Genomic DNA, 25,063 nt, shown 5'->3' with positions numbered 1-25,063 from the left:
CGATAACAACTAAAACGACCGACTGGCTGACAAGGAGTTGCGCTTCATGGAAATTGAAGAATTCGGCTACAAGCAAGAGTTGAAACGTAGCCTGACGCTGACCGACCTGGTGGTGTACGGGATGATCTTCATGATCCCCATCGCCCCGTTCGGTGTGTATGGCTACGTCAACGCCGAGGCCCCGGGGATGGTGCCGCTGGCGTACATCATCGGCATGGTCGCGATGCTGTTCACCGCGCTGAGCTACGGCAGCATGGCCAAGGCTTTTCCGATCGCAGGTTCGGTGTATTCCTACGCGCAGCGCGGCCTCAATCAACACGTCGGCTTTATCGCCGGCTGGCTGATGCTGCTCGATTACCTGCTGATTCCACCACTGCTTTACGTCTACGCGGCGATGGCGCTCAACCATTTGTACCCGGACATCCCGAAAGTCGGCTTCATTCTGGCGTTTCTGGTCAGCGCGACCTTCGTCAACTTGCGCGGCATCACTTTCACCGCACGGATGAACATCATCTTTCTGCTGGCGCAACTGGTGGTACTCGGCCTTTTCCTGTTCTACGCCTGGAATGCCCTGCACAACGGTGGCGGTAACGGCGAGCTGACCCTGGCGCCGCTGTATCACCCGGAAACCTTCAACTTCGCCCTGCTGATGCAAGCGGTGTCGATTGCCGTGCTGTCATTCCTCGGCTTCGATGCGATCTCCACCCTCGCTGAAGAAATCAAGGGCGATCCGGGCAAAAGCGTCGGCAAAGCTGCGTTGATCACTCTGGTCGTCATGGGGGTGATTTTCGTTGCACAAACCTGGATCGCCACCGATCTGGCGGCAGGCATGGGCTTCAAATCCGCCGACACCGCGTTCTATGAAATCGCCGAAATCGCCGCCGGCAGCTGGCTGGCAACCCTGACCGCTGTCGCGACGGCACTGGCCTGGGGCGTGGCTGTAGCGATCACCTCGCAAGCCGCTGTCTCGCGTCTGCTGTTCGGCATGGCCCGCGACGGCAAATTGCCGAAAGTGCTGGCCAAGGTGCACCCGAAACACAACACGCCGTACCTGAGCATTTATCTGGTGGCGGTGCTGTCGCTGGTGATCTGCTACCTGTTCATCAACTCGGTCGACACCCTGACCTCGCTGGTCAACTTCGGCGCGCTCAGTGGTTTCATGCTGCTGCACCTGACAGTGATCAACTACTACTGGCGTCGGCAGAAGTCCGGTCAGGTCGTGCGTCACCTGATCTGCCCGCTGATCGGCTTCATCATCGTCGCGGCCATTATGTACAACATGGGCGTCGATGCGCAGAAACTCGGCCTGATCTGGATTGCCCTGGGTCTGGTGTACCTGTTCTTCCTCAACAAACTCGGCGCCAGTACCGCGCTGCCTGACCCGAGCAAAGGCTGACAAGAAAAAGAGCGGCGTCTGACAACAAATCAGGCGACCGCCGATTTATCGCGTGGAAACCGACAGTGATAGTCAGGTTCGGCGACTTTGCCGAACCTTTTGATACAGGAGTACATCCATGCTGGTCTTACGCCCAGTCGAACAGACTGATCTGCCCCAGCTCCAACAATTGGCCCGCGACAGTCTGGTGGGCGTGACCTCCCTGCCGGATGACAGCGAACGCCTGCGCGAGAAAATCGCCGGTTCCTGCGCCTCGTTCGCCAGCGCGGCAGAGGCTAACGGCCCGGAGAACTACTTCTTTGTGCTGGAAGATCTGGATGATCATAGCCTGCGCGGCTGCTCGGAGATTCTTGCCACTGCCGGGTTCAACGAGCCGTTCTACAGCCTGCGCAACCGCCACTTCACCAGTGCGTCCCGCGAGCTGAACATTGAACACGGCGTGCCAGCGCTGTCGCTGTGCCACGACCTCAATGACCATACGCTGCTGCGCGGTTTCCACATCAACGCTGAGCTGGTGCGTACACCGTTTGCCGAGTTGCTGTCCCGCGCGCGGTTGTTGTTCATCGCTGCCCACGCGCCGCGCTTCGCCGAGGCGGTGATTACCGAAATCGTCGGCTACAGCGACGAGGAAGGCCATTCGCCGTTCTGGGATGCACTGGGCAAACACTTCTTCGACCTGCCCTACGCGGAAGCCGAACGCCTCTGCGGGTTGCAGAGCCGCACCTTTCTCGCCGAACTGATGCCGCAATACCCGATTTACGTGCCAATGCTGCCGCAAGCAGCGCAAGACTGTATCGGTCGGATCCATCCGGACGGTCAGGAAGCATTCGATATCCTTGCGCGCGAAGGCTTTGAAACCAACAGCTACATCGATCTGTTCGATGCTGGCCCGACCCTGTATGCGCGTACCTCGAATATCCGTTCGATTGCCCGCAGCCAGACGGCAACGGTGCAGCAACGGCCACACATCGATGCCCGTGGCCGTTATCTGTTGAGCAACGACGCACTGCACGGCTTTCGCGCGATCATGGCCGAACTCGATTATCAACCCGATCAACCGCTGGCCCTCACCCCCGCAATGTGTGCGGCGCTGAACGTGACCGATGGCAGCCCGATCCGGCTGATTGCCCTGTGAAACCCGCGCGGTTGCGCAGCCAACGACAGTGCCCGAACAGGCGCGCAGAAGGAGTTCCAGCATGATTGTCCGCCCGGTCAAAGTCAGCGACCTGCCAGCCTTGATGGCGCTTGTGCAACAGGCCGGCCCGGGGTTCACCACCCTGCCGGCCAACGAAGATCGCCTGTCCCACCGGGTCCGCTGGGCGCAACGGGCGTTCGCCGAACAGGTGGAACGGGCCGATGCGGATTATCTGTTTGTGCTCGAAGACGACGACATGCGCGTGGTCGGCGTCAGCGCCCTGGCCGGGGCGGTCGGCCTGCGCGAGCCGTGGTACAACTATCGGGTCGGGTTGACCGTCAGTTCGGCGCCGGATCTGGGTATTCAACGGCAGATCCCGACGCTGTTCCTCAACAACGAACTGACCGGCCAATCGGAGCTGTGCTCGTTGTTTCTTGGCCATGATCAGCGCCACGGCAGCAACGGTCGTTTGTTGTCGCTGGGACGTTTGCTGTTCGTTGCCGAGTTCCCGCACCTGTTCGGCGAGAAGATGATTGCCGAACTGCGCGGCAGTGCCGATGAACACGGTTGTTCGCCGTTCTGGGACAGTCTGGGCCGGCATTTCTTTCAAATGGACTTCAGCCATGCCGATCACTTGTCGGGGCTGGGTAACAAATCGTTCATCGCCGAACTGATGCCGCGCCAGCCGCTGTACACCTGCATGCTCACCGAACAAGCCCAAGCGGCAATCGGCCAGGCCCACCCGAATACCGAGCCGGCGCTGAAAATCCTTCAGGCCGAAGGTTTTACCCACAAAGGCTACATCGACATCTTTGACGGCGGCCCGGTGATCGAGGCGCCGGTGCGCAATATCCGCACCGTACGCGAAAGCGTCGAACTGACCCTGAGCCTCGGCAGCCCCGATGAACAGGCGCCACTCTGGCTGATTCACAACCGGCGTCTGGAAAACTGCCGCATCACCGTCGCCCGCGCCCGCCGGGTCGGCAGCAGCCTGTTGATCGACCGCCTCACCGCCAAGCGCCTGCAACTGCAACCGGGCAATTCGGTGCGTGCGGCGATGCTGCCCAATCAACAGCAACAGGCGGTGGCGGCCTGACGGTCATCACCGCAAAAAGGTAAATCCTTTCAGCAAAAGAGTCCGCGACAACCTGTCCCTTGCAAATTCGTCATGATCATTGACCCATTCGCGTGATAGCCTTTTCATTCTTCGGCGTTGACACCTTTGTTCAAGCCTTTCCATTCCTTTGTATTGGTGGAACTCGTATGACCAGGCTTTCCCATCAAGATTTGCGCCGTAACTTCCGTCAACTGCTGGCTTCCGACACCTGTTATCACACGGCTTCGGTGTTTGACCCGATGTCCGCGCGCATTGCCGCGGACCTCGGTTTTGAAGTGGGGATCCTCGGCGGTTCCGTGGCCTCGTTGCAGGTGCTGGGTGCACCGGACTTTGCCCTGATCACCCTGAGCGAGTTCGCCGAACAAGCCACCCGCATCGGCCGCGTCGCCCAATTACCAGTGATCGCCGACGCCGACCACGGCTACGGCAACGCCCTCAACGTGATGCGCACCATCGTTGAACTGGAACGCGCCGGCGTCGCCGCCCTGACCATCGAAGACACCTTGCTGCCGGCGCAATTCGGCCGCAAATCCACCGACCTGATCACCGTTGCCGAAGGCGTCGGCAAGATCCGCGCAGCGCTGGAAGCCCGGGTTGATACGGAAATGGCGATCATCGCCCGTACCAATGCCGGCATTCTGCCGAATCAGGAAATCATCAGCCGCACTCGCCAGTATCAGGCGGCCGGGGCTGACGGCATCTGCATGGTCGGGATTCAGGATTTCGATCAGCTTGAGCAAATCGCCGAACACCTGACTGTGCCGCTGATGCTGGTGACCTACGGCAACCCGGCGCTGCGCGACGACAAACGTCTGGCCGAACTCGGTGTGCGTGTGACCATCGATGGGCATGGCGCTTACTTTGCGGCGATCAAAGCGACGTATGACAGCTTGCGTGAACAGCGGCAGATCTTTACCCAGGCGTCCGATTTGAGCGCGACCGAGTTGACGCATACCTATACCCAACCGGAGGAATACATTCTCTGGGCCAAGGAATACATGAGCGTCAAGGAGTGATGCACACGCTTCACCGGCCCTTTCGCGAGCAGGCTCGCTCCCACATTTGATCGGTGTCGAACACGAATATTGTGTTCACACAAGATCCACTGTGGGAGCGAGCCTGCTCGCGAAGGCGTCGGCCGCTACACCGCTAAACCGGCGTCTTGTAAGCCTCCTCCCGCTGCACCGCCCGCGCCTGAATCACATTCAGAATCGCACAGCCCTCACGCATCAACAGATACCAACTTTTCCCACAAAAGCCCCTCACCCTAGCCCTCTCCCAGAGGGAGAGGGAACCGAGTGGGGGTTGCTCGAGAGCTACGCCGACTTGTGATACCGCGCCGAATCCGATCTTGAGTTCAAAATTGATCTTTCAGGCCGCCGCGTTAACCCCAAACAACACAGTCAGTCCTCTACCAGAGGGAGAGGGAACTGATTGGGGGTTGCTCTGGATCTACGCCGACATGTAACACCGCGCTGAATCCGATCTTGAATTCAAATGGATCTTTCAGGTCGCCGTATTCATCACAAACAACGCGGTCAGTCCCCTCTCCCTCTGGGAGAGGGTTAGGGTGAGGGCAAATGCACCTGACACCCACCCGCATCAGTCACACCACAAACCCACTCACCGCGGCTTGGCCAACTCCATGATCATCCGCGACAACAGATAAATCCGCGGCGCCACACTCGCCACTTCGGCGTACTCCTCCGGTGTGTGAATATTGCCGCCAACAATCCCGAAACCATCCAGCGTCGGCGTGCCAACCCCGGCAGACAAACTCGCATCCGCCGCGCCGCCACTGCCCTCCTCGGTCAACTTGCGGCCAATCTCGCCGTAAATCCCCTGGGCCATGGCCATCAGGCGATCCGACTCGGGCGTCTGCGGCATCGGTGGCAGCCCGCGTTGCAACGAAGTCTTCACTTCCGTCTCAGCAATCAATTTGTCCTGCGACACCCGCGCCAGATCCTTCTCGATCCGGTCAAATTCCTCCGGCACCGCCGCGCGCACGTCAGCCTTGGCCGTGGCTTGATCGGGAATCACGTTGGTGCGGTCGCCGGCCTTGAGCACGGTGAAGTTGATGGTGGTTTTCTTCGCCTCATCGCCGAGTTTGCCCAGTTGCAGAATCTGATGCGCCGCTTCCATCGCGGCATTGCGTCCCAACTCCGGCGCGACACCGGCGTGTGCGGCTTTACCCTTGACCTCGACCAGCGCTGTCGCGCTGCCCTTGCGCCACACCACCAGGCCATCGGCCGGACGGCCCGGCTCCAGATTGAGGGTCACGTCGTGCTGTTTGGCGGTTTTCTTGATCAGGTCGGTGGCGACGTCCGAGCCGGTTTCTTCGCTGGCGTCAAGCAGGAAGGTGATTTGCGCGTAGTCCTTGAAGTCGAGGTTTTTCAAGACTTTCAGTGCATAGATCCCGGCGACGATGCCGCCCTTGTCATCCATCACCCCCGGCCCGTAGGCGCGGCCATCCTTGATGTGAAACGGCCGCTCGGCCGCCGAACCTTCCTTGAACACCGTGTCCATGTGCGCCATCAGCAGGATTTTCGCCTTGCCGGTGCCTTTCAGCGTCGCGAGTACATGGTTGGATTTTTCCGGCGTATTGGGCACCAGTTCGATGGTCGCACCGAGTTTTTTCAGCTCATCGATGGCGATGTCGCTGACTTGCTTGAGGCCTGGCTCATAACCGGAACCGGAGTCGATATTGACCAGCCGTTCCAGCAATTTCAGCGCTTCTGGCTGGTACTGCTCGGCATCAGCGAGTACTTGTTTGTGCGGCTCGGCAAACGCGTGGGCAGCGGAGAAAGCGAGAGACAGACCGAGGCTGGCGGCCAGCAGGGAGCGAGAAAATGAGAACGTCATGAAGCGATCCTTGTTTCGCGTCGGGGGGATTTAACCGTACCCGACATCGGCGCGCAGCTCTACACCGAATGCGACACTGATCTAACCGACAACACAAAACCCTGTGGGAGCGAGCTTGCTCGCGAAAGCGGTGGATCAGTCAACATTGATATCGTCTGGCAGGACGCCTTCGCGAGCAAGCTCGCTCCCACAGGGGATCTATGGTGTAGCAGTCAGACCGAATCCAGCAACGTCCGCCGCGGCTTGCCATCGCAATTGCAGATCACCCGGTTACGCCCGCCTGCCTTGGCTTCATACAACGCCTGATCAGCATCATTGAGCCAGCGTGTCGCGTCAGCATGCGCCGGATCGTACGCCGCCAGGCCAATACTCAAGCTAACCTTCAACGCCGGATTCTGCTCATAGCCCAGAATCGCGAAGCGCTCACGCAACGCCTCCATCGCCTGCGCAGCATTGAACAGCGGCAGATCCGGCAAAATCACGCAGAACTCATCACCGCCATAACGCCCGGCAACGTCTGTCGCCCGCAGGTTTTGTTTAAGCAACTTGCTCAGCTGGCGCAACACGATGTCACCCGCGACATGGCCGTAGGTATCGTTGATTGCCTTGAAGTGATCAATGTCGATCAACGCAATCGCCGCGCCCTGCTTCTGCCGCTTGCAGCGCTGAAAAGCGATCTCCAGTTGATCCTTCCAGGCGCCGTGATTGAGCAACCCGGTCAGGCTGTCGGTACGGCTCAGGGCAAGCAATTCGCGTTTATGCCGACCCAAGGTGTAAGCCTGGCGAAAGCAAATCCAGCCCAGCGCCAACGGGTACAGCAGCAGTAACGGGAAACAGGCATACATTTGCGCCGGCGTGGTCTGCGGAACGAATGCCGGAGCAAACACCACCAGCCCAACGCCGACCCCGAGCAGCTGCGCCGCCGAGCCGGCCAATAGAAAACGTGAACCACCGATAGCGACGTTGTTCATCGCCATCATCGAAATGGTCGTCGCCGTGGGCAACGGATTGAAATGCATGGCGGCAAGCCAAAAGCCGCCGAAAAAGGCGTCGATCAACAGATTGCGATGTTCAGCGTGGTAAGGAACCCGGGCGCGGCGCGCCCATTGAAACGCCAGATGCGGCCAGACCAGGCCGTTGAAGAACATCAGTGCCCAGACCCACAGCGGCGGATCGAGCGAGTACATCGCCACGCTCACGCACACGAGCCCGAGAATCAACCCGAGGATGCGCGATGTATAAAGCCTCCTGGCCAATGAAAGTCCCTTTCCTCCGGTATTTCCCATAAGGACCTCGATCACGCACACCGCAGGACGGATGTGCTGGAAGTCTAACAGGGCGACGTTAAATAGCCATCACCGGCCAGCGGGCTGAATAGAGCGACATCAGGGCCACACGCCGTGCAAATATTTGGCTATACATGAAAGGAGCAAAATGGAAAAACAACTATAAGAAGGAGGCCCATGCACACCTACCACGTGTTGATCATCGGCAGCGGTTTTGGCGGTCAATGTGCTGCGGTCAACCTGCTCAAGGCCGGGATCGACGATTTCCGCCTGCTGGAGCGACGGGACTTCTTTGGCGGCACCTGGTGCCAGAACACCTACCCCGGCGCGGCGGTTGACGTGCCGTCGCCGCTGTATTCGCTGTCGTTTGCGCCGTACCGCTGGTCGCAGATGTTCGCCGGACAGGCCGAACTGCAGCGCTACACCGAGCATGTCATCGAGCAGTTCGGTTTGCGTGACCGCGTGGAGCTGGAGGCCAATGTCGAGCGCGTCGAATGGGACGACACGGAAAAACGCTGGGCCGTGTATACCGCCAGCAAAGGCACCTTTTATGCGCAGTTCCTGATCAATGCCACCGGGCCATTGAGCCAACCGGTTATCCCGCACTTTCCCGGCCTGGATCGCTTTCAAGGCAAGACTTTTCATACAAACAATTGGGATCACCGCTACGACTACCGCGCTAAACGCGTGGCGATTGTCGGCAGTGGTGCCAGTGCGGTGCAGGTGATTCCGGCGATTGCGCCGCAGGTCGAGCAACTGCACGTGTTTCAACGCACGCCCCATTGGGTGCTGCCCCGCGCCGATCGCCAGTTCGGGCCGTTGCAACGCTGGCTGCTTGGCCGCAAACCCGCCTACAAACTATTGCGCTGGCTGATTTACTGGCAATTCGAAACCCGGGTCATCGCCTTCAAATACTCGAAAGCGGCGATTCACATGGTCCAGCAGCACGCCCTGCGTTTTCTCAAACGCCAGGTGCCGGACCCGGTGCTGCGAGAAAAACTCACCCCGGACTTCACCATTGGCTGCAAACGGGTGCTGGTGTCCAGCACCTATTACCCGGCGCTGAGTCGCGCCAACGTCACCTTGCACACCCGCGAGCAAGGCATCGCTTCCATCGACGAAACCGGGATCAACACCGAAGACGGCCAACACATCGATGTTGACCTGATCGTCTGGTCGACCGGTTACGACGCCACCGACGGGGTGATTTCCTACCCGGTCAGCGGAAAAAACGCCGTGCAACTCAGAGATGTCTGGGCGCAATACCCGCGCGCCTATCTGGGCACCAGCCTGCCGGACTTCCCCAACCTGTTTATCGTCACCGGCCCCAACACCGGCATCGGCCACACCTCGGCGCTGTTCATCATCGAATCGCAGATGAACTACATCCTCGACTGCATTCGCACCGTGCAAGCCAAAGGCCTGCGCAGCATTGAAGTGCGCCGTGAAGCGGAACGTACCTACACTGAGATGATTCATCGGGAAATGCAGCGCACGGTCTGGAAGTCCGGCGGCTGCCACAGTTGGTATCAAAGCAAGAGCGGTCATGTGATCGCGATGTTTCCCGGCTTCAGTTTCAGCTATCACGGCTTGACCCGGGCGCTGAAACCGGCCGACCACATTCTGTCCTGAATACGTAAAAGGAAGACGTCGATGCTTTTGCTGTTTGTCGCCCTCGCGGTTTTCGTGGCCTGGAGCTGGTTGAGTTATCCGGCGGTCGGTCATTGGCTGTACGACCTGAACATGGCCATCGAGGCCAAGTTGTACAAATTGCACAAGATCGAAGTGCCGATCGCCGAGATGACCGTCTCGACCTGGCAGGGCGGGCCGTACGAAGCGGCCAGCGCGATTCTGATGCTGCATGGTTACAGCGGCGACAAGAACCTGTGGCTGCGCTTTTCCCGGCACTTCGTGCGTGAGTATCGGGTGATCATCCCGGACCTCGCCGGCCACGGTGAAACCGGCTTCAAGGCTGGCGGCGGGTACGACATCCCGCTGCAAGCCAAACGCATGATCCAGTTGCTCGACGTCTGTGGTGTGGAAAAAGTGCATGTGATCGGCAACTCGATGGGCGGCTACATCGCCGCGTGGCTGGCGGCGACGTATCCGGAGCGGATCGCCTCGCTGGCACTGATCGACCCGGCGGGCGTCACCGCGCCCGAGGTCAGCGACATGGAGCGGCATCTGGCGCGCGGGCATAACCCGTTTCTGATCAACTCTCGGGAAGAGTTTCGCCGCTTTTATGCAATGACCATGGAGTCGCCGCCGTGGGTGCCGAACCTGGTACTGGACGCCATCGCCCAGCGCTACGAGCAACAACGCGATGAACTGGAAGAAATCTTCCGTGATTTCCGCGCCAGCCCGCCGATGGAGCCGAAACTGCCCGACATCAAATGCCCGGCGCTGTTGCTCTGGGGGCGCAAGGATCGGCTGATCGATGTCAGCAGCGTACCGGTGTGGAGCAAGGGCATCGCCGATTTGCGGGTGGATGTCTGGGATCATGTCGGGCATATGCCGATGGTTGAACAGCCGGGGAATACTGCGCGGCTGTATCGGGAATTCCTGGGCACCCAGCAATGAACTTCTGTACATCCCCTGCAAGAGATGTGAGGCGCAGATGAACATTCTTTATGACGAACGCCTCGACGGTCCGTTGCCGCAGGTGAACAAGGCCGAATTCCTCAAGGCATTGCAGCAAGCGCTGCCTGACCTCGACATCTTGTGGCGAGACGAAGAACTCAAACCCTACGAATGCGACGGCCTCTCCGCCTACCGCACCACGCCAATGCTGGTCGCCCTGCCCCGTCGACTCGAGCAAGTGCAAACCCTGCTCAAACTCTGCCATGAGAAAAACGTCCCGGTGGTTGCCCGCGGTGCCGGCACCGGCTTGTCCGGCGGCGCCTTGCCGCTGGAACAGGGCCTGCTGCTGGTAATGGCGCGCTTCAATAATATCCTGCACATCGACCCGGCCGCCCGCACCGCGCGGGTTCAACCGGGAGTGCGCAATCTGGCGATCTCCCAGGCGGCCGCACCGTTCGGTCTGTATTACGCGCCGGATCCATCGTCGCAGATCGCCTGCTCGATCGGCGGCAACGTCGCCGAAAACGCTGGCGGCGTGCATTGCCTCAAGTACGGCCTGACCGTGCACAACCTGCTGAAAATCGAAGTGCTGACCATCGAAGGCGAACGCCTGACCCTCGGTTCGGATGCCCTCGACTCAGCCGGTTTCGATTTGCTCGCCCTGTTCACCGGCTCCGAAGGTCTGCTGGGGATCATCACCGAAGTCACGGTCAAACTGCTGCCCAAACCGCAAGTCGCGAAAGTCCTGCTGGCCAGTTTCGATTCAGTGGAAAAGGCTGGTCGGGCGGTCGCCGAAATCATCGCGGCGGGGATCATTCCCGGCGGCCTGGAAATGATGGACAACCTCGCCATTCGCGCCGCTGAAGATTTCATTCACGCCGGTTACCCGGTCGATGCCGAGGCGATTCTGCTGTGCGAACTCGATGGCGTCGAAGCCGATGTCCACGACGATTGCCAACGGGTGCGCGAGGTCATGACCGCGGCCGGCGCCACCGAAGTGCGTCAGGCCCGCGACGAAGCCGAGCGCGTGCGCTTCTGGGCCGGGCGCAAAAATGCCTTTCCGGCCATCGGCCGTCTATCACCTGACTATTACTGCATGGACGGCACCATCCCGCGCCGCGAATTGCCCGGTGTCCTGCAAGGCATCGCCCGCCTCGGCGAAGAATATGGATTGCGCGTGGCCAACGTTTTCCATGCCGGCGACGGCAACATGCACCCGCTGATTTTGTTCGACGCCAATCAACCGGGCGAACTGCACCGCGCCGAAGCCTTGGGCGGCAAGATCCTCGAACTGTGCGTGCAGGTCGGCGGCAGCATCACCGGTGAACACGGTGTCGGCCGCGAGAAAATCAACCAGATGTGCGCGCAGTTCAACAGCGATGAGTTGAGTCTGTTTCACGCAGTAAAAGCCGCGTTCGACCCGCAAGGCTTGCTCAATCCCGGCAAGAACATTCCGACCCTGCATCGCTGCGCCGAATTCGGCGCGATGCACATTCACGCCGGGCAATTGCCGTTCCCCGAACTGGAGCGTTTCTGATGGCTGACGTCGACGCCGCCCGCGCCCTGCTCGATCAGGTCAACGAGGCGCGGGCCAATGCCACGCCGCTGAAAATTCAGGGTGGCAACAGCAAAGCGTTTCTCGGCCGCGAGGTGGCCGGCGAAGTGCTCGACACCCGCGCCCACTGCGGCATCGTCCGTTACGAGCCGACCGAACTGGTGGTCACGGCGCGCGCCGGTACGCCGCTGTCCGAACTGCTGGCGGCGCTGGATGCTGCCGGACAGATGTTGCCGTGCGAACCGCCAGCATTCGGTGAAGGCGCCACTGTCGGCGGCATGATCGCCACGGGTCTGTCCGGGCCTCGGCGGCCGTGGTCTGGCTCGGTGCGCGACTTCGTCCTCGGCACGCGGGTGATCACTGGCCTTGGGCAGCACCTGCGTTTCGGCGGCGAAGTGATGAAAAACGTCGCCGGCTATGACCTGTCGCGGCTGATGGCCGGCAGTTATGGCTGCCTCGGCGTGCTCACCGAGGTCTCGCTGAAAGTCCTTCCAAAACCGCGCCAGTGCCTGAGCATTCGCCTCGACATGGACTGCGCGCGGGCACTGGCCAAGCTTGCCGAATGGGGCCAGCAACCGTTACCAATCAGCGCCGCGTGTCACGATGGCCAGAGCCTGTATTTGCGTCTCGAGGGCGGCGAAGGCTCGGTGACGGCGGCGCATCAACGACTCGGTGGTGAGCCGCTGGATTCAGGGTTCTGGCGGGATCTGAATGAGCAGCGTCTAGGGTTTTTCAACGAAGGTCTGCCGCTGTGGCGCTTGTCGTTGCCGAACAATCTCGGGCCACTGGATCTTCCCGGCGAGCAACTGATCGACTGGGCCGGTGCACAACGCTGGCTGAAATCCGACGCGGCGCACATTCATATTCTTGCTCAGGAACTCGGCGGCCATGCCACCTGCTTCACCCACGGCGCCAGCTCTTCGCCGTTCCAGCCGCTGGCCTGGACACTGCTGCGTTATCACCGGCAACTCAAAGCGCAACTCGACCCGCAAGGGCTGTTCAATCCCGGTCGCATGTACGCGGAGTTTTAGTCATGCAAACCACTCTCAGCGAACAATCGCGACAACTGCCCCGCGCCGCCGAGGCGGAGAAGATTCTGCGCACCTGCGTGCATTGCGGCTTTTGCAATGCGACCTGCCCGACCTATCAGTTGCTCGGCGATGAACTCGATGGCCCGCGCGGGCGCATCTACCTGATCAAGCAAGTGCTCGAAGGCGCACCCGCGACGGCGCAGACGCAACTGCATCTGGACCGCTGCCTGTCGTGCCGCAACTGCGAAACCACCTGCCCGTCCGGCGTCGACTATCACAACCTGCTCGACATTGGCCGCGCGGTGGTCGATCACGCGGTGCCGCGTCCGGCGGCGCAGCGCCTGTTACGTGAGGGCTTGCGCGCATTGGCGCCGAATCCAGGGTTGTTCAAAGGCTTGCTGCAGGTGGGCGCGACGTTTCGCCCGCTGCTACCGCGCTTGCTTGAAAGCAAACTGCCGCAGCATCTGTCGTTTTCCGGTTTGCGCCCCGCCCCGCGCCATGCCCGGCAAGTGCTGCTGCTTGAAGGCTGCGTACAACCGGGATTGTCGCCAAACACCAATGACGCGACGGCACGGGTGCTGGATCGCTTGGGCATCAGTGTCACTCCGGTGGCCGAGGCCGGGTGCTGCGGCGCGCTGGATTATCACCTCGATGCGCAAGCCAAAGGCCTCGACCGCGCCCGGCAGAACATCGATGCCTGGTGGCCGCACTTGCAAAACGGTGCCGAAGCGATTGTGCAGACCGCCAGCGGTTGCGGCGCATTCATCAAGGATTACGGGCATTTGCTGGCAGACGATCCGGTGTATGCGGCCAAGGCCCGGGAAATCAGCGAGCGGACGCTGGATCTGGTGCAGATACTCGCGCAGGAACCGCTCGAACAGATCTGCGCCGCCGCTGAACGACGGATTGCTGTGCATTGCCCGTGTACCTTGCAGCACGCTTTGAAACTGGGCGGCGCGGTGGAAGCCGTGCTGACACGCCTCGGTTTCAATCTCACCGCCGTGCCCGACGGCCATTTGTGCTGCGGCTCGGCGGGTACGTATTCGTTGACGCAACCGGTGCTGGCTCGGCAACTGCGCGACCACCGCCTGAATGCGCTGGAGAGTGGCCGCCCTGAGCTGATCGTCACTTCCAACGTCGGCTGCCAGAGCCATCTGGCCAGTGCCGGACGCACGCGGGTGATGCACTGGATCGAACTGGTGGATCAGTCGTTGGCAGAATGAAGTTCGTAGGATTCTTCGTTTGCCCGCGTGCGAGAAGGCTGCGATCTTTTCTCTCATCCATTCCGTGACCGTGGCAGGAATTTTTTTCATGACCGTGCAGCCGTTCGTCAGCCCCGACCTGATCCGTCAACGCTTCTCCAAAGCGATGTCCGACATGTACCGCGAAGAAGTGCCGCTGTACGGCGCGCTGATGGAGTTGGTGGAACAGACCAACCGCGAAGTGCTTGCACGTCAGCCGGACATCGCCCGGCAACTCGACAGCACCGGCGAAATCCAACGGTTGGACATGGAGCGCCATGGCGCCATTCGCGTCGGCACCGCCACCGAACTGGCCACCCTCGCCCGCCTGTTTGCGGTGATGGGCATGCAACCGGTGGGTTATTACGACCTGACCCCGGCGGGGGTGCCGGTGCATTCCACAGCGTTTCGCGCGGTGCATGAGCAGGCGCTGCAAGTCAGCCCGTTTCGGGTGTTTACGTCGTTGTTGCGCCTCGAGTTGATTGAGGATGCGCAACTGCGCGCCTTTGCCGAATCCGTGCTGGCCAAGCGTTCGATCTTTACCCCGGAGGCGATGCGCCTGATCGCGCAAGCTGAAAACGCGGGTGGACTGAATGAAAGCGAGGCCGAGACATTCGTCCTGCAGGCACTGGAAACTTTTCGCTGGCATCACAGCGCTACGGTGACCGCTGCGCAATATCAGACGTTGAGCGCGCAACATCGCTTGATCGCCGACGTGGTGGCGTTCAAAGGCCCGCACATCAATCACCTGACACCGCGCACGCTGGACATCGACCGCGTGCAGGAGCAAATGCCAGCCCATGGCATCACCCCGAAAGCGGTCATCGAAGGCCCGCCGCGCCGGCGATGCCCGATCCTGTTGCGCCAGACCAGTTTCAAGGCGCTGGATGAGCCGATCGCCTTCACCGATCAGAACCAAACCCGTGGCAGTCACAGCGCGCGCTTCGGCGAAATCGAACAGCGCGGCGCGGCCCTCACACCCAAGGGTCGGGCGCTGTACGACCGCTTGCTGAATGCCGCGCGCGATGAACTCGGTGACTTCCCCAACGAGGCCAACGCCACACGCTACAACGCGCTGATGACTCAGCACTTTGGCGAATTTCCTGACAGTGTCGAAGGCATGCGTGAACAAGGGTTGGCGTACTTTCGCTATTTCGCCACGGAAAAAGGACTGGCTGCGGAAGGGCTTGGGCAGTCGTCTCTGGAGGACTTGTTGCGCGATGGTTATGTGAAAGCGGAACCGTTGGTGTACGAAGATTTCCTGCCGGTGAGTGCTGCGGGGATTTTTCAGTCGAACCTCGGCGATGCCGCGCAGGCGCATTATGGCGAGCATTCCAATCGGCAATCCTTCGAGCAGGCGCTGGGGCGCACGACCATTGATGAGTTGGGGTTGTATGCGGCGACGCAGCAGCGTTCGATTGATGAATGTCTGACACAGCTCACGCGTTGAAAAATCAAAAGATCGCAGCCTTCGGCAGCTCCTACAGGGGAAATGCATTCCAAATGTAGGAGCTGCCGCAGGCTGCGATCTTTTGATCTGAAAGCTCTGAGATAGCCATCTCAACCAAATGAAGGCATCTGGCCACTGTGCGCAAGAAGTTGCGCACTTGATTTGCAAAACAGACCGATAAAACAGCTGGAAGCTGCGCCGTACAAGGCCTGCAGCCAAGTGCGCAAGAAGTTGCGCAGTACTGCGCAACTTCTTGCGCACTTTTGCATTGGGCGAGCGCTTTTTTTCGCACAAACAGCTGAAAAATCAGACAAACACCCCGGCCCGCATGGCCTGCACAATTGTTGGCACGCTCCTTGATAACAGTCAGGCACCCACCGGGCGATTTCGCCTCCCGGGCACCTTAAATTATTCCGCAAGGAGAGCACCCCATGGCAACACCAGCGTACATGTCGGTTACCGGCGAAAAACAAGGCCTGATCACTGCAGGCGCTTTCACCGCTGACTCCGTAGGCAACACCTACCAGGAAGGCCACGAAGACCAGGTTATGGTTCAGGCTTTCAGCCACGACGTGATCATCCCGCGTGACCCACAATCCGGTCAGCCAACCGGTCAGCGCGTGCACAAGCCAGTTGTGATCACCAAGGTCTACGACAAGGCTTCGCCTCTGCTGCAAGCCGCTCTGACCTCCGGCGAGCGCATGAGCGAAATCGTTATCCAGTGGTTCCGTACTTCTGCTCAGGGCACCCAAGAGCACTACTACACCACCAAACTGGAAGACGCGATCATCGTCGCCATCAACAACAAAATGCACAACTGCCAGGATCCAGGCAACTCGCACTTCACCCACCTGGAAGAAGTGCAGTTCACCTACCGTAAAATCACCTGGACCCACGAAGTATCCGGTACTTCGGGTTCCGATGACTGGCGTGCTCCAGTCGTTTAATTACGGCTGATCGTTACAAGCATCGGCCAGCTCTGCTGGTCGATGTTGTTTTCGCCCTCCAGAATTTCGCGTAAGTTGAGCCGCTTTGCGGTCGTCGACGTACGCCGCTGTACAGCACGAGGAACAAGGGATGTTCGCGCCGGCCAATGAAACCCACTTTGCCCTGACCATCGAAGGTCTTTCTGCTGACTTTCAGGTATTCACCCTGCAAGGTCGCGAAGCCATCAGCCAGCCTTTTGTCTTCGAGGTGGAGCTGGTCAGTGAGCAGCCGTCGCTGGACCTCGAAACCCTGCTGCACAAACCGGCCTTCCTGCAACTGTCGCCCGACGGCAGCGGCATCCACGGCCAGATCTACCGCGCCGCGCAAGGTGATTCCGGCAAACGCCTGACCCGTTACTCGGTGACCCTGCGCCCGCAATTGTCCTACCTTGCGCATCGCGTCAATCAGCGCATCTTCCAGAACCTCACCGTGCCAAAAATCATCGGTATGGTCCTCGAAGAGCACGGCATTCAAAGCAACGCCTACGAATTCAAGACCGGTTCGATTTATCCCGAGCGCATCTATTGCGTGCAATACGATGAATCGGACCTGCATTTCATCCAGCGCCTGTGCGAGGAAGAAGGTATTCACTACCACTTCCAGCACACGGCGACGGCGCACAAACTGGTATTCGGCGACGACCAGACGGTGTTCCCGAAACTCAAGCCAGTGGCCTACCAGCAAGACTCCGGCATGGTCGCCAGCGACCCGGTGATCAAGCGCTTCGACCTGCGCCTGGAAACCCGCACCAGCCGCACCACCCGCCGCGATTACGATTTCGAAAAACCACGCCTTACTCTCGAAAGCGAAAACCGTGGCGACGCCCTGCCCGACCTTGAAGACTACGATTACCCCGGTCGCTTCATCGACCGCGAGCGCGGCAAACACTTGGCCAAACGCGCCCTCGAACGTCATCGCAGCGACTTCCAGTTGGCCGAAGGCAAAAGCGATCAGCCGTTGCTGGTCAGCGGCCACTTCCTCGCCCTGACCGCGCACCCGAAAGCCAAGTGGAATGACCTCTGGTTGCTGACCGAAGTCCTCCACGAAGGCAAGCAACCGCAAGTCCTCGAAGAGTCGGTGACCAGCGACACCACCGCACTGAAAGACGATTTCCACCAGGGCTACCGCAACCGCTTCCAGGCCACGCCGTGGGACGTGCCCAACCGCCCGCCCCTGCGCCATCCAAAACCGCGCATCCTCGGCAGCCAAAGTGCCGTGATCACGGGCCCGAAAGGTGAAGAGATCCATTGCGACCAGTACGGCCGCGTCAAAGTCCAATTCCACTGGGACCGCGAAGGCCAGGCCGATGACAAAACCAGCTGCTGGCTGCGCGTCTCCAGCGCCTGGGCCGGCGCCCAGTACGGCGGCATTGCCATCCCGCGTATCGGCATGGAAGTGCTGGTCACCTTCCTTGAAGGCGATCCCGATCAACCGTTGATCAGCGGCTGCCTGTACCACAAGGAAAACACCGTCCCGTATGAGCTGCCGGCGAACAAGACCCGCAGCACCTTCAAGACCCTGAGTTCGATGGGCGGTGGCGGCTACAACGAACTGCGCATCGAAGACAAAAAAGGTCAGGAACAGATCTACCTGCACGCCCAGCGCGACTGGGACGAAAACATCGAGCACGACCAGAAAATCCGCGTCGGCAACGAACGCCACGACACCGTCGAAAAGAACAGCTACAGCGAGTTCAAGGCCGAAGAACACCACACCGTCTACGCCGACCGCAAAGTCGAAGCGCGCGCCAACGACCACCTCACCGTCGGCGTCAATCAGCACATCAAGATCGGCACCGGCCAGTTCATCGACGCAGGGCAGGAAATCCACCTCAGCAGCGGCATGAAAGTGGTAATGGAAGCCGGTGCGGAGCTGACCCTGATCGGCGGCGGCAGCTTCATCAAGATCGACGCTGGCGGCGTGACCATGAGCGGCCCGGTGATCAACATGAACTCCGGCGGCAGCCCCGGCAGCGGCACCGGCGCCGCCCCGCTGATGCCTGGCATCCTGAAACAGGCCGACGCCGACAAGGCCGGCCAGGTCCTGACCCCGGCCCAGATCAACACCCTCAAACGTAACGCGCCGTTCTGCGAAGAATGCGAAAAATGCAAGGCAGGTGCCTGTGCCATCTGATCGAATTACGCCCAAGGATTGGCTGGCGCAACAGCCGTTGCAGACTGGTGAGCGTTTGTATCTGGTGATCAGTGCGGCGAGTGATTCCGACGCGCTGAAAAATCTCTACCTGACCGAACCCACCGCCCAGCTCCTACCGATCTGGGGCGGCACGCCCTACTCCACCTGGCAACCGGTGATGCCCTACGTCACCGAACTCAAAGCCAACTCGGCATTCTTGCCGTGGATCGCTGAAACCGATGCCCTTGATTGGGGCTGGCTGGCGGTGTCGCGTTCCGAGCCGAATGAAGTGTTCGAGCATCTGCGCAGTCTGACGCAGGTGAAGATGCCGGACGGGACCGAGGTGTTTTTCCGGTTTTGGGATGGACGGCATATCTACCCGATTCTGCATGGGCTGGGGGAGAAGGCTGGGGAGGTGATGCCGATGTTTGAGCGGTATCTGATTAACGGGCAGTCGCTGGAGGTTGGGACGCGGGTTGTGCCGAAGGTGAAGGATTGGCCGTGGTGGGAGGTGCCGAAGGATTTGCTGGATGGATTGATGGCGGAAAATCCTTCGACCGTCATCGGCAACATGATGCAGTGGCTGTTGGACGAACATGCCGATCTGTACTTCTCGTTCCCCGAATCAAATCTGAAACAAAAAGTGGCGCGTTTCGTAAAGCGCACGCCGCTCACGGAAGAAAATTTTGCCGGGCTGCTGAAAGCCCATCTGGAAAATGAGGTGGTTGTATGAGCGTTTTGATGGGTGGGATCGTTGGTGGCCTCACGGCAAAACAACCTGATGCTCAGGCGATCATTGCCGACTTCAAGAAGTGTCTGAAAGACTACCGTGAGCATGCCGAAGCCTGGTATGGCGGCATTCTGGACGCCGAGCAGCAGTTCAAGGTCGGGGACGAAGTCGGCACGGCAGACAAGGACAGCAAAAAGGAAAACACCCTTTATGCCAACTGCCCGGCGAACGGCAAGCTCGTACTGGTGCACAGCTTCGAATCCGCACGCTTTGTACCGATCGGTAATACACCGGTCCGTCTGACACCAGTGGTAGATGGCCGCTTTATTGGCAAGAACGAAGTCGGTCCAACCATCAACAAAACCATCGACTCGACCGGCATTCTGGAAGTTTCCGGGCTTACACCCAATCAGCAATACAAAATTACTTTCTTCCCGAATCCCACGCCGGCTCAAATCGATAGTCTGTTCAACTCCTACCAAGGTGTGATCGGCGAGCTCGGTGGCTGGCTGCAAACCGAGTGGAGCACAAGTTTCTTGCCGCTTTGGCAGGCACACACTGATGCATCACTGGGCGGTCGTGCCCTGCAGGAGTTGGAAGCCGCATGGGAAGGCTTCATGAAGGCGATCATGGGTTTGTGGGGCGATATCAAGAGCCTCTACGACCTGGTCGCGCACCCTCGGGAAAACTACGAGAAGCTTAAAAACTTCTTTACTGAGGAGCAGATCAAGAAGATATATGACGCCTCGGCAGAGGCTATCCAGACTGCCCTTCTGATCGCCAGCGATGAGCCACTAATGTGGATCTATGTCGCTGCCATCGTGGCGTGGATACAGATGTTGCCGCCACAGACCTGCACGGAAGTGCTGGCGCAAATGAGCACGGAGTTCTTGCTGAACATCTTGGTCGGTGTGGTCTTGACGGGTGGCCTCGGCTTGGCCGTTCGCCTGGGGACGAAGGCAATCAAAGGTGTGCAAAGCAGCGGCAAGGTCATAAAACTGATCGAAGACTTCACCGGCATGCTGATGAAAGTCAGCAAATCCAAGGCCACGCCGCACACCGAAGCGTCGAAACCTTTGTTGCTTAATGGCGATGCGCCGTTCAACCCGGCGCGTAAGACTGATGTTCAGATTGCCAGCCCAAAACCTGCAGAAACGGCAAAGGTTTCTGAGCCAAAACATCCTGTCAGCGGCGGGAAAGTGAAATCCGACGCGCAGATTCAGGCACGTAAAAAAGATGCGCCTGCCTCACGTATCGAACAAGTGGAACCTGTCGATAACGCGCCAAAACAGTCAAAAAACCCGGCCGACAAGCCCGCCCAATGCGTCGACAAAACCTGCTCAGATGGTGAACCCGTGTCGATGGTGACCGGTGAGGAATTACTCACGCTGACCGATGGTGAAATGGGGGGGGTGCTGCCCTTCGAGTGGACCCGCCTATACCGTAGCAGTGCGGTAGAGATCGACAACCGTCTCGGCCATGGCTGGAGCCATTCGCTTTCTCATCGTTTGCATCTCGATGATGAAGGTGTGCTGTGGACAGACAACGAGAACCGGCAGACCCGATTCCCGATGCCCACTGAACAGCGCCCCGCCATTACCAATAGTCTGGCGCAAGCGGCGATTTATCTAGGCGATGCTCCCGGTGAACTTGTCCTGACTCAGGCCGGGGCAAAAACACGCTTCTACCATTTCCGAGCCGGTCGCCTAACCACGATCAGCGACGCCTACGAAAACCGCTTACATATCAGTTATGACTTCGTTGACCGTATCCAGCGCATCGATAACGGTGCAGGCCGTGCCCTGCTAATGCGTTACGACGACCGACACATTGTGGCCGTCGATCAGCAGCAACAACGCCAGGAATACAATGACCGCGGTGAACGTCAGGATCCATGGCTGACCATTCAGACGCTCGTCACCTACCAATACAACGCACGCAATCAACTGGTGTCCTCTACCAATGCGGCGGGTGAAGCCGAGCATTACCGATACAACGATCAGCATGTCATCCTCGAACGACAAATGGCCGGCGGCGCCAGTTTCTTCTGGGAATGGGAACGTGAAGGCAAACACTCCCGCTGCATACGCCACTGGGCCAATTACGCGCAAATGGAAGCGCGTTACGAGTGGGACGACAAAGGCACGGTGACCGTCTACAACGCCGACGGCAGTGAGCTGGTCTACGTGCATGACGAAAATGCGCGTTTGGTCTCGGAGACCGCGCCCGACGGCGGTGAAACGCAAAATGCATACGACGATCAGGGACGTCTGGTCGCCGTAAAAGATCCGATGGGCGCGATCACTGAGTATCAGTACAGCGAAGCTGGACGTTTGATCGCCGTTATTCCGCCAGAAGGTGTACCGACCCGTTACAACTATTTCAACGGTCAACTCATTGATGTCCAGCGCGGCAAAGCCCGCTGGAAATACGAGCGCAACCGTCAGGGCGACATCACCCAACAAACCGACCCGGACGGCAACGAAACCTACTACAGCTATGACCGTCAGGGTCGACTGCTGGAAATTCGTCATCCCGATGGCAGCCGCCATCAATTGGGCTGGAACAATCTCGGCCAACTGCTGGAAGAGCGCCTGCCCGATGGCGGCCAACGCAGATATCGCTACGATGCTTTGGGTCGGCAGATTACCCGCCAGGATGAATTCGGTGCTATTACCCAATACCAATGGGATGCTGCTGATCGTCTGACCCAAGTAACCCTGCCCGGCGGCGCCTCCCGCGCCTTCAGCTACAACCCATATGGCCGCGTCACCGCCGAACGCGACGAGCTTGGGCGAATCACTCGTTACGAGTACGCCGACAACCTGCACCTGGTCAGCCGCCGCATTAATCCTGACGGCAGCCAACTGCGTTATCGCTACGACAACTCGCAACTCAACCTCACCGAGATCGAGAACGAGCGCGGCGAACGCTACCAACTCGACTACTACTCGAATGGCCTGATCCAGCAGGAAACTGGTTTTGACGGTCGCCGCACTGCCTACGAGTACGACCTCAACGGCCAGTTGCTGAAGAAAATCGAGTTCGGCGATGACGGCAGTGAACTGGTCAGCGAATACCAGCGCGATGCGTCCGGACGTCTGCTGGTCAAAACCTTGCCAGACGGCGAAGAAATCCACTACAGCTACGACGCATTGGGGCGCCTGGTAAACGTCGACGACGGTCACTGGCCGCTCGCGTATGAATACGACGTGCAGGACCGCCTGATCACCGAACACCAGGGCTGGGGCACTACACGTTACGAATACGACAGCGTCGGCCAACTGAGCCGCTGCCGCCTTCCAGATGGCAGCACACTCGATTACCGTCATCTACCCGGCGGACGCCTGAGCAGCATCGACCTGAACGGCTCACGCCTGACCTCTCACCAGTTCAGCGCCGGTCGCGAGCAACAGCGACAACAGGGTTTGCTCCTAAGCCAATACCAGTACGACGAACAAGGTCGCCTGCAGGCGCATAGCGTTAGCCAACGCGACAAAAATCTGTTCCAGCGACGCTACAACTACGACGCGAATGGCAACCTAGCCGGCGTAGATGACACCCGCAAAGGTAATCGCAGCTATCACTACGACCCGTTGGATCGACTGATCAGTGTGCGTGGTGCGACACCGGAAAGCTTCGCCCACGATCCAGCAGGCAACCTCCTCGGTCAGAATGACCTGCCCGCAGCCAATTTGGCTAACGTCAAAGGCAACCGCCTGCTGATGCAGGGCGACCGCCATTATGATTACGACGCTTACGGTAATTTGAGCCGCGAACGTCGTGGCACCGGCCAGAAACTCGTTACCGAATATCGCTACGACTGTCAGCATCGTCTAATCGGCGTCAGCCTGCCGGGCGGCAGCACTGCAACTTACAAGTACGACGCCTTCGGCCGTCGTATAGAAAAAACCGTCGACGGCTACACCACTGAGTTCCTGTGGCAAGGCGAGCGCTTGATCGCTGAAAGCGCCGAGAACCGCTACCGCAGTTACATCTATGAACCGGGCAGCTTCCGTCCGTTGGCCATGCTCGACGGCGAAGGCCCACGTAAAGCCACCCCGTTTTACTACCAACTCGACCACCTCGGCACACCGCAGGAACTCACCGATTACAGCGGCGAGATTATGTGGTCGGCCAGATACCGAGCTTATGGCAACCTGGCGGCACTCGATGTCAGCGAAATCGATAACCCGTTGCGGTTCCAAGGTCAGTATTTCGACGCCGAGACGGGGTTACATTACAACCGCCACCGCTACTACAATCCAGGCACTGGGCGGTTTTTGACACCGGATCCGATCAAGCTTGCGGGTGGGTTGAATAATTACCTGTACGTATCAAACCCTACAGGTTGGGTGGATCCTCTTGGGCTTCAGCAGTGTCCGGGTAGCGATTCGGCCAAACCTGCCACGCCTGTCAAAACTGGGAATTACCTAGACAAGCCCGCAAATGCTGATGGTTCCTTAAACATTGGTGCTGGTACGAACCCGATTGAAGGCTATTACAATATCGATATTGACCCTAAAGCTCCGGGCGTACACGCTGGCAATGCAACGGATTTATCGAGTATAAAATCAGGATCGCAAAGTCATATCAACATGGATAACCCATACGGTTACGACCCTTTAAACCCAGAAATATTAAGGGTATTAGCCGACAATGGACAAATCACCCTTACAGGCAGCGCATTCGCGAACAAATACATAAAAAAATCATTGAAAAAAATAGAAGAGCTAGGATTAAGAATAGTCTCGCAAACAAAAGTCGACCCAAAAGGTTTTAAAACCATTGACGGCAATCAAATAGAATCAAAACAACTTGATCAATTTATAATCGAGAGAGCAAAATGAATTTTTTAATTGACATTACAAAATCCTTTGGCGCTATCGATTTCGACAATGCCGGCGGAGTCATATCCTATATAAATATCCCTCCTACTGAAAACATTCATAATAGCTTTCAACTCGAAATTTTTAATGTCGTTCTTAACTTAATAGACGAACCAGTAGTCTCTTCAATAAAACTTCAGAATTCAAAATTCCTAGACAACATGGACGAGGACGGCTTCCTAATACTCAAGAAAGCAATCATTACATTTGAGAAGATGAAGGGTCATGAAAAACTAATACGCCTATTAAATCAAGATGACGGTTACTTGACGCACGAGTCTTACGGTCCCAAATTAGCGAACGAAGATAAAATCTACGACGTCGGAGGGAGATCATTCTCAACACCACAGTTATTGATCAATCTTGCCATAATCTCACCAAAAAAAGTAACTATCGAGTTCACCCCTTCGAACCACACTTATATAGCAACATACGAAGAACTTCAGAACTCAGTAGAACTCTTAAATTTACAAGCAAATCGTGTCCAACCTCCAATTCAGGGAATATTCGACACAACCTACAGCAATATGCACACCGTTAGCGATTTTGATGCGGGTTATCGAGTATACAAACACTAGAGCAATGGTAAGTGGGGGCAGTCCATATCTACCCTGAACAGCCAAAAAGATTTTTTCACTTCACCTAACAAATATTTAAAAATAGAAGCCCTA

General features: G+C 58.5%; 17 protein-coding genes. 15 read left to right on the top strand and 2 right to left on the bottom strand.

The features are described 5' to 3' along the window. The first annotated feature begins 46 nt into the window (after window positions 1-46). From ACRRSD_RS25805 to ACRRSD_RS25790, 4 genes are all read left to right on the top strand, one after another. Window positions 47-1,396, top strand: coding sequence for an APC family permease (locus ACRRSD_RS25805; protein WP_435036109.1), 1,350 nt, complete (start codon window positions 47-49; stop codon window positions 1,394-1,396). Window positions 1,397-1,514: 118 nt separating this feature from the next. Then, window positions 1,515-2,531: an arginine N-succinyltransferase gene (locus ACRRSD_RS25800; RefSeq protein ID WP_435036107.1), complete on the top strand. Its 1,017-nt coding sequence runs from the start codon at window positions 1,515-1,517 to the stop codon at window positions 2,529-2,531. A 61-nt stretch (window positions 2,532-2,592) separates the two neighbouring features. Then, entirely contained in the window at window positions 2,593-3,627 is a 1,035-nt protein-coding gene (gene astA / locus ACRRSD_RS25795; protein WP_435036105.1) for an arginine N-succinyltransferase, read from the top strand. A 167-nt stretch (window positions 3,628-3,794) separates the two neighbouring features. After that, entirely contained in the window at window positions 3,795-4,664 is an 870-nt protein-coding gene (locus tag ACRRSD_RS25790) for an isocitrate lyase/PEP mutase family protein (protein ID WP_007919546.1), read from the top strand. Window positions 4,665-5,271: 607 nt separating this feature from the next. Here the strand turns inward: ACRRSD_RS25790 and ACRRSD_RS25785 are convergent. Further along, complete coding sequence (locus ACRRSD_RS25785; protein WP_095120225.1) at window positions 5,272-6,510, bottom strand: M20/M25/M40 family metallo-hydrolase; 1,239 nt, start codon at window positions 6,508-6,510, stop codon at window positions 5,272-5,274. A gap of 212 nt (window positions 6,511-6,722) precedes the next feature. After that, window positions 6,723-7,796: a diguanylate cyclase gene (locus ACRRSD_RS25780; protein WP_123593960.1), complete on the bottom strand. Its 1,074-nt coding sequence runs from the start codon at window positions 7,794-7,796 to the stop codon at window positions 6,723-6,725. A 177-nt stretch (window positions 7,797-7,973) separates the two neighbouring features. Between ACRRSD_RS25780 and ACRRSD_RS25775 the strand changes: the two genes are divergently transcribed. From ACRRSD_RS25775 to ACRRSD_RS25725, 11 genes are all read left to right on the top strand, one after another. Beyond that, a complete protein-coding gene (locus ACRRSD_RS25775; protein ID WP_435036102.1) occupies window positions 7,974-9,428 on the top strand; it encodes a flavin-containing monooxygenase in 1,455 nt (484 codons plus the stop codon). 21 nt (window positions 9,429-9,449) lie between these two features. Beyond that, window positions 9,450-10,376, top strand: a complete 927-nt coding sequence (locus tag ACRRSD_RS25770; protein WP_435036100.1) for an alpha/beta fold hydrolase — start codon at window positions 9,450-9,452, stop codon at window positions 10,374-10,376. Between the two features lie 37 nt (window positions 10,377-10,413). Further along, window positions 10,414-11,913 (top strand): glycolate oxidase subunit GlcD, encoded by a 1,500-nt coding sequence (gene glcD / locus ACRRSD_RS25765; RefSeq protein WP_435036098.1) that lies wholly within the window; start codon window positions 10,414-10,416, stop codon window positions 11,911-11,913. Further along, on the top strand, window positions 11,913-12,962 hold the full coding sequence (gene glcE / locus ACRRSD_RS25760; protein ID WP_435036097.1) for a glycolate oxidase subunit GlcE: 1,050 nt from the start codon (window positions 11,913-11,915) through the stop codon (window positions 12,960-12,962). Before glcD ends, glcE begins: the two co-directional genes overlap by 1 nt. Before the next feature lie 2 nt (window positions 12,963-12,964). Beyond that, window positions 12,965-14,185 (top strand): glycolate oxidase subunit GlcF, encoded by a 1,221-nt coding sequence (gene glcF / locus ACRRSD_RS25755; RefSeq protein ID WP_435036095.1) that lies wholly within the window; start codon window positions 12,965-12,967, stop codon window positions 14,183-14,185. An 88-nt stretch (window positions 14,186-14,273) separates the two neighbouring features. Beyond that, window positions 14,274-15,653 (top strand): 2-oxoadipate dioxygenase/decarboxylase HglS, encoded by a 1,380-nt coding sequence (hglS, locus tag ACRRSD_RS25750; protein WP_435036093.1) that lies wholly within the window; start codon window positions 14,274-14,276, stop codon window positions 15,651-15,653. Between the two features lie 431 nt (window positions 15,654-16,084). Next, the gene (locus tag ACRRSD_RS25745; RefSeq protein ID WP_007919523.1) at window positions 16,085-16,600 is read left to right on the top strand and encodes an Hcp family type VI secretion system effector; all 516 of its coding nucleotides are present in this window, start codon (window positions 16,085-16,087) and stop codon (window positions 16,598-16,600) included. Window positions 16,601-16,730: 130 nt separating this feature from the next. Further along, complete coding sequence (gene tssI, locus ACRRSD_RS25740; RefSeq protein WP_435036092.1) at window positions 16,731-18,773, top strand: type VI secretion system tip protein TssI/VgrG; 2,043 nt, start codon at window positions 16,731-16,733, stop codon at window positions 18,771-18,773. Next, window positions 18,763-19,506, top strand: a complete 744-nt coding sequence (locus ACRRSD_RS25735; RefSeq protein ID WP_435036090.1) for a DUF4123 domain-containing protein — start codon at window positions 18,763-18,765, stop codon at window positions 19,504-19,506. The genes tssI and ACRRSD_RS25735 overlap by 11 nt, the downstream gene beginning before the upstream one ends. After that, the gene (locus ACRRSD_RS25730) at window positions 19,503-24,353 is read left to right on the top strand and encodes an RHS repeat-associated core domain-containing protein (RefSeq protein WP_435036088.1); all 4,851 of its coding nucleotides are present in this window, start codon (window positions 19,503-19,505) and stop codon (window positions 24,351-24,353) included. Before ACRRSD_RS25735 ends, ACRRSD_RS25730 begins: the two co-directional genes overlap by 4 nt. Next, window positions 24,350-24,970: a hypothetical protein gene (locus ACRRSD_RS25725; RefSeq protein WP_435036086.1), complete on the top strand. Its 621-nt coding sequence runs from the start codon at window positions 24,350-24,352 to the stop codon at window positions 24,968-24,970. Before ACRRSD_RS25730 ends, ACRRSD_RS25725 begins: the two co-directional genes overlap by 4 nt. Window positions 24,971-25,063: the final 93 nt, after the last annotated feature.

The sequence above is a fragment of the Pseudomonas neuropathica genome, assembly GCF_051174785.1.
GTDB lineage: Bacteria > Pseudomonadota > Gammaproteobacteria > Pseudomonadales > Pseudomonadaceae > Aquipseudomonas > Aquipseudomonas neuropathica_A.
Note: the sequence above shows the minus strand (reverse complement) of the source record. Positions and strands in the feature narration are given on the sequence as shown.

Excerpts from the sequence above, each read along its gene's own strand:
- ACRRSD_RS25805 (WP_435036109.1), top strand. The coding sequence starts at position 47 with ATGGAAATTGAAGAATTCGGCTACAAGCAAGAGTTGAAACGTAGCCTG.
- ACRRSD_RS25800 (WP_435036107.1), top strand. The coding sequence starts at position 1,515 with ATGCTGGTCTTACGCCCAGTCGAACAGACTGATCTGCCCCAGCTCCAA.
- astA (WP_435036105.1), top strand. The coding sequence starts at position 2,593 with ATGATTGTCCGCCCGGTCAAAGTCAGCGACCTGCCAGCCTTGATGGCG.
- ACRRSD_RS25790 (WP_007919546.1), top strand. The coding sequence starts at position 3,795 with ATGACCAGGCTTTCCCATCAAGATTTGCGCCGTAACTTCCGTCAACTG.
- ACRRSD_RS25785 (WP_095120225.1), bottom strand. The coding sequence starts at position 6,510 with ATGACGTTCTCATTTTCTCGCTCCCTGCTGGCCGCCAGCCTCGGTCTG.
- ACRRSD_RS25780 (WP_123593960.1), bottom strand. The coding sequence starts at position 7,796 with ATGGGAAATACCGGAGGAAAGGGACTTTCATTGGCCAGGAGGCTTTAT.
- ACRRSD_RS25775 (WP_435036102.1), top strand. The coding sequence starts at position 7,974 with ATGCACACCTACCACGTGTTGATCATCGGCAGCGGTTTTGGCGGTCAA.
- ACRRSD_RS25770 (WP_435036100.1), top strand. The coding sequence starts at position 9,450 with ATGCTTTTGCTGTTTGTCGCCCTCGCGGTTTTCGTGGCCTGGAGCTGG.
- glcD (WP_435036098.1), top strand. The coding sequence starts at position 10,414 with ATGAACATTCTTTATGACGAACGCCTCGACGGTCCGTTGCCGCAGGTG.
- glcE (WP_435036097.1), top strand. The coding sequence starts at position 11,913 with ATGGCTGACGTCGACGCCGCCCGCGCCCTGCTCGATCAGGTCAACGAG.
- glcF (WP_435036095.1), top strand. The coding sequence starts at position 12,965 with ATGCAAACCACTCTCAGCGAACAATCGCGACAACTGCCCCGCGCCGCC.
- hglS (WP_435036093.1), top strand. The coding sequence starts at position 14,274 with ATGACCGTGCAGCCGTTCGTCAGCCCCGACCTGATCCGTCAACGCTTC.
- ACRRSD_RS25745 (WP_007919523.1), top strand. The coding sequence starts at position 16,085 with ATGGCAACACCAGCGTACATGTCGGTTACCGGCGAAAAACAAGGCCTG.
- tssI (WP_435036092.1), top strand. The coding sequence starts at position 16,731 with ATGTTCGCGCCGGCCAATGAAACCCACTTTGCCCTGACCATCGAAGGT.
- ACRRSD_RS25730 (WP_435036088.1), top strand. The coding sequence starts at position 19,503 with ATGAGCGTTTTGATGGGTGGGATCGTTGGTGGCCTCACGGCAAAACAA.
- ACRRSD_RS25725 (WP_435036086.1), top strand. The coding sequence starts at position 24,350 with ATGAATTTTTTAATTGACATTACAAAATCCTTTGGCGCTATCGATTTC.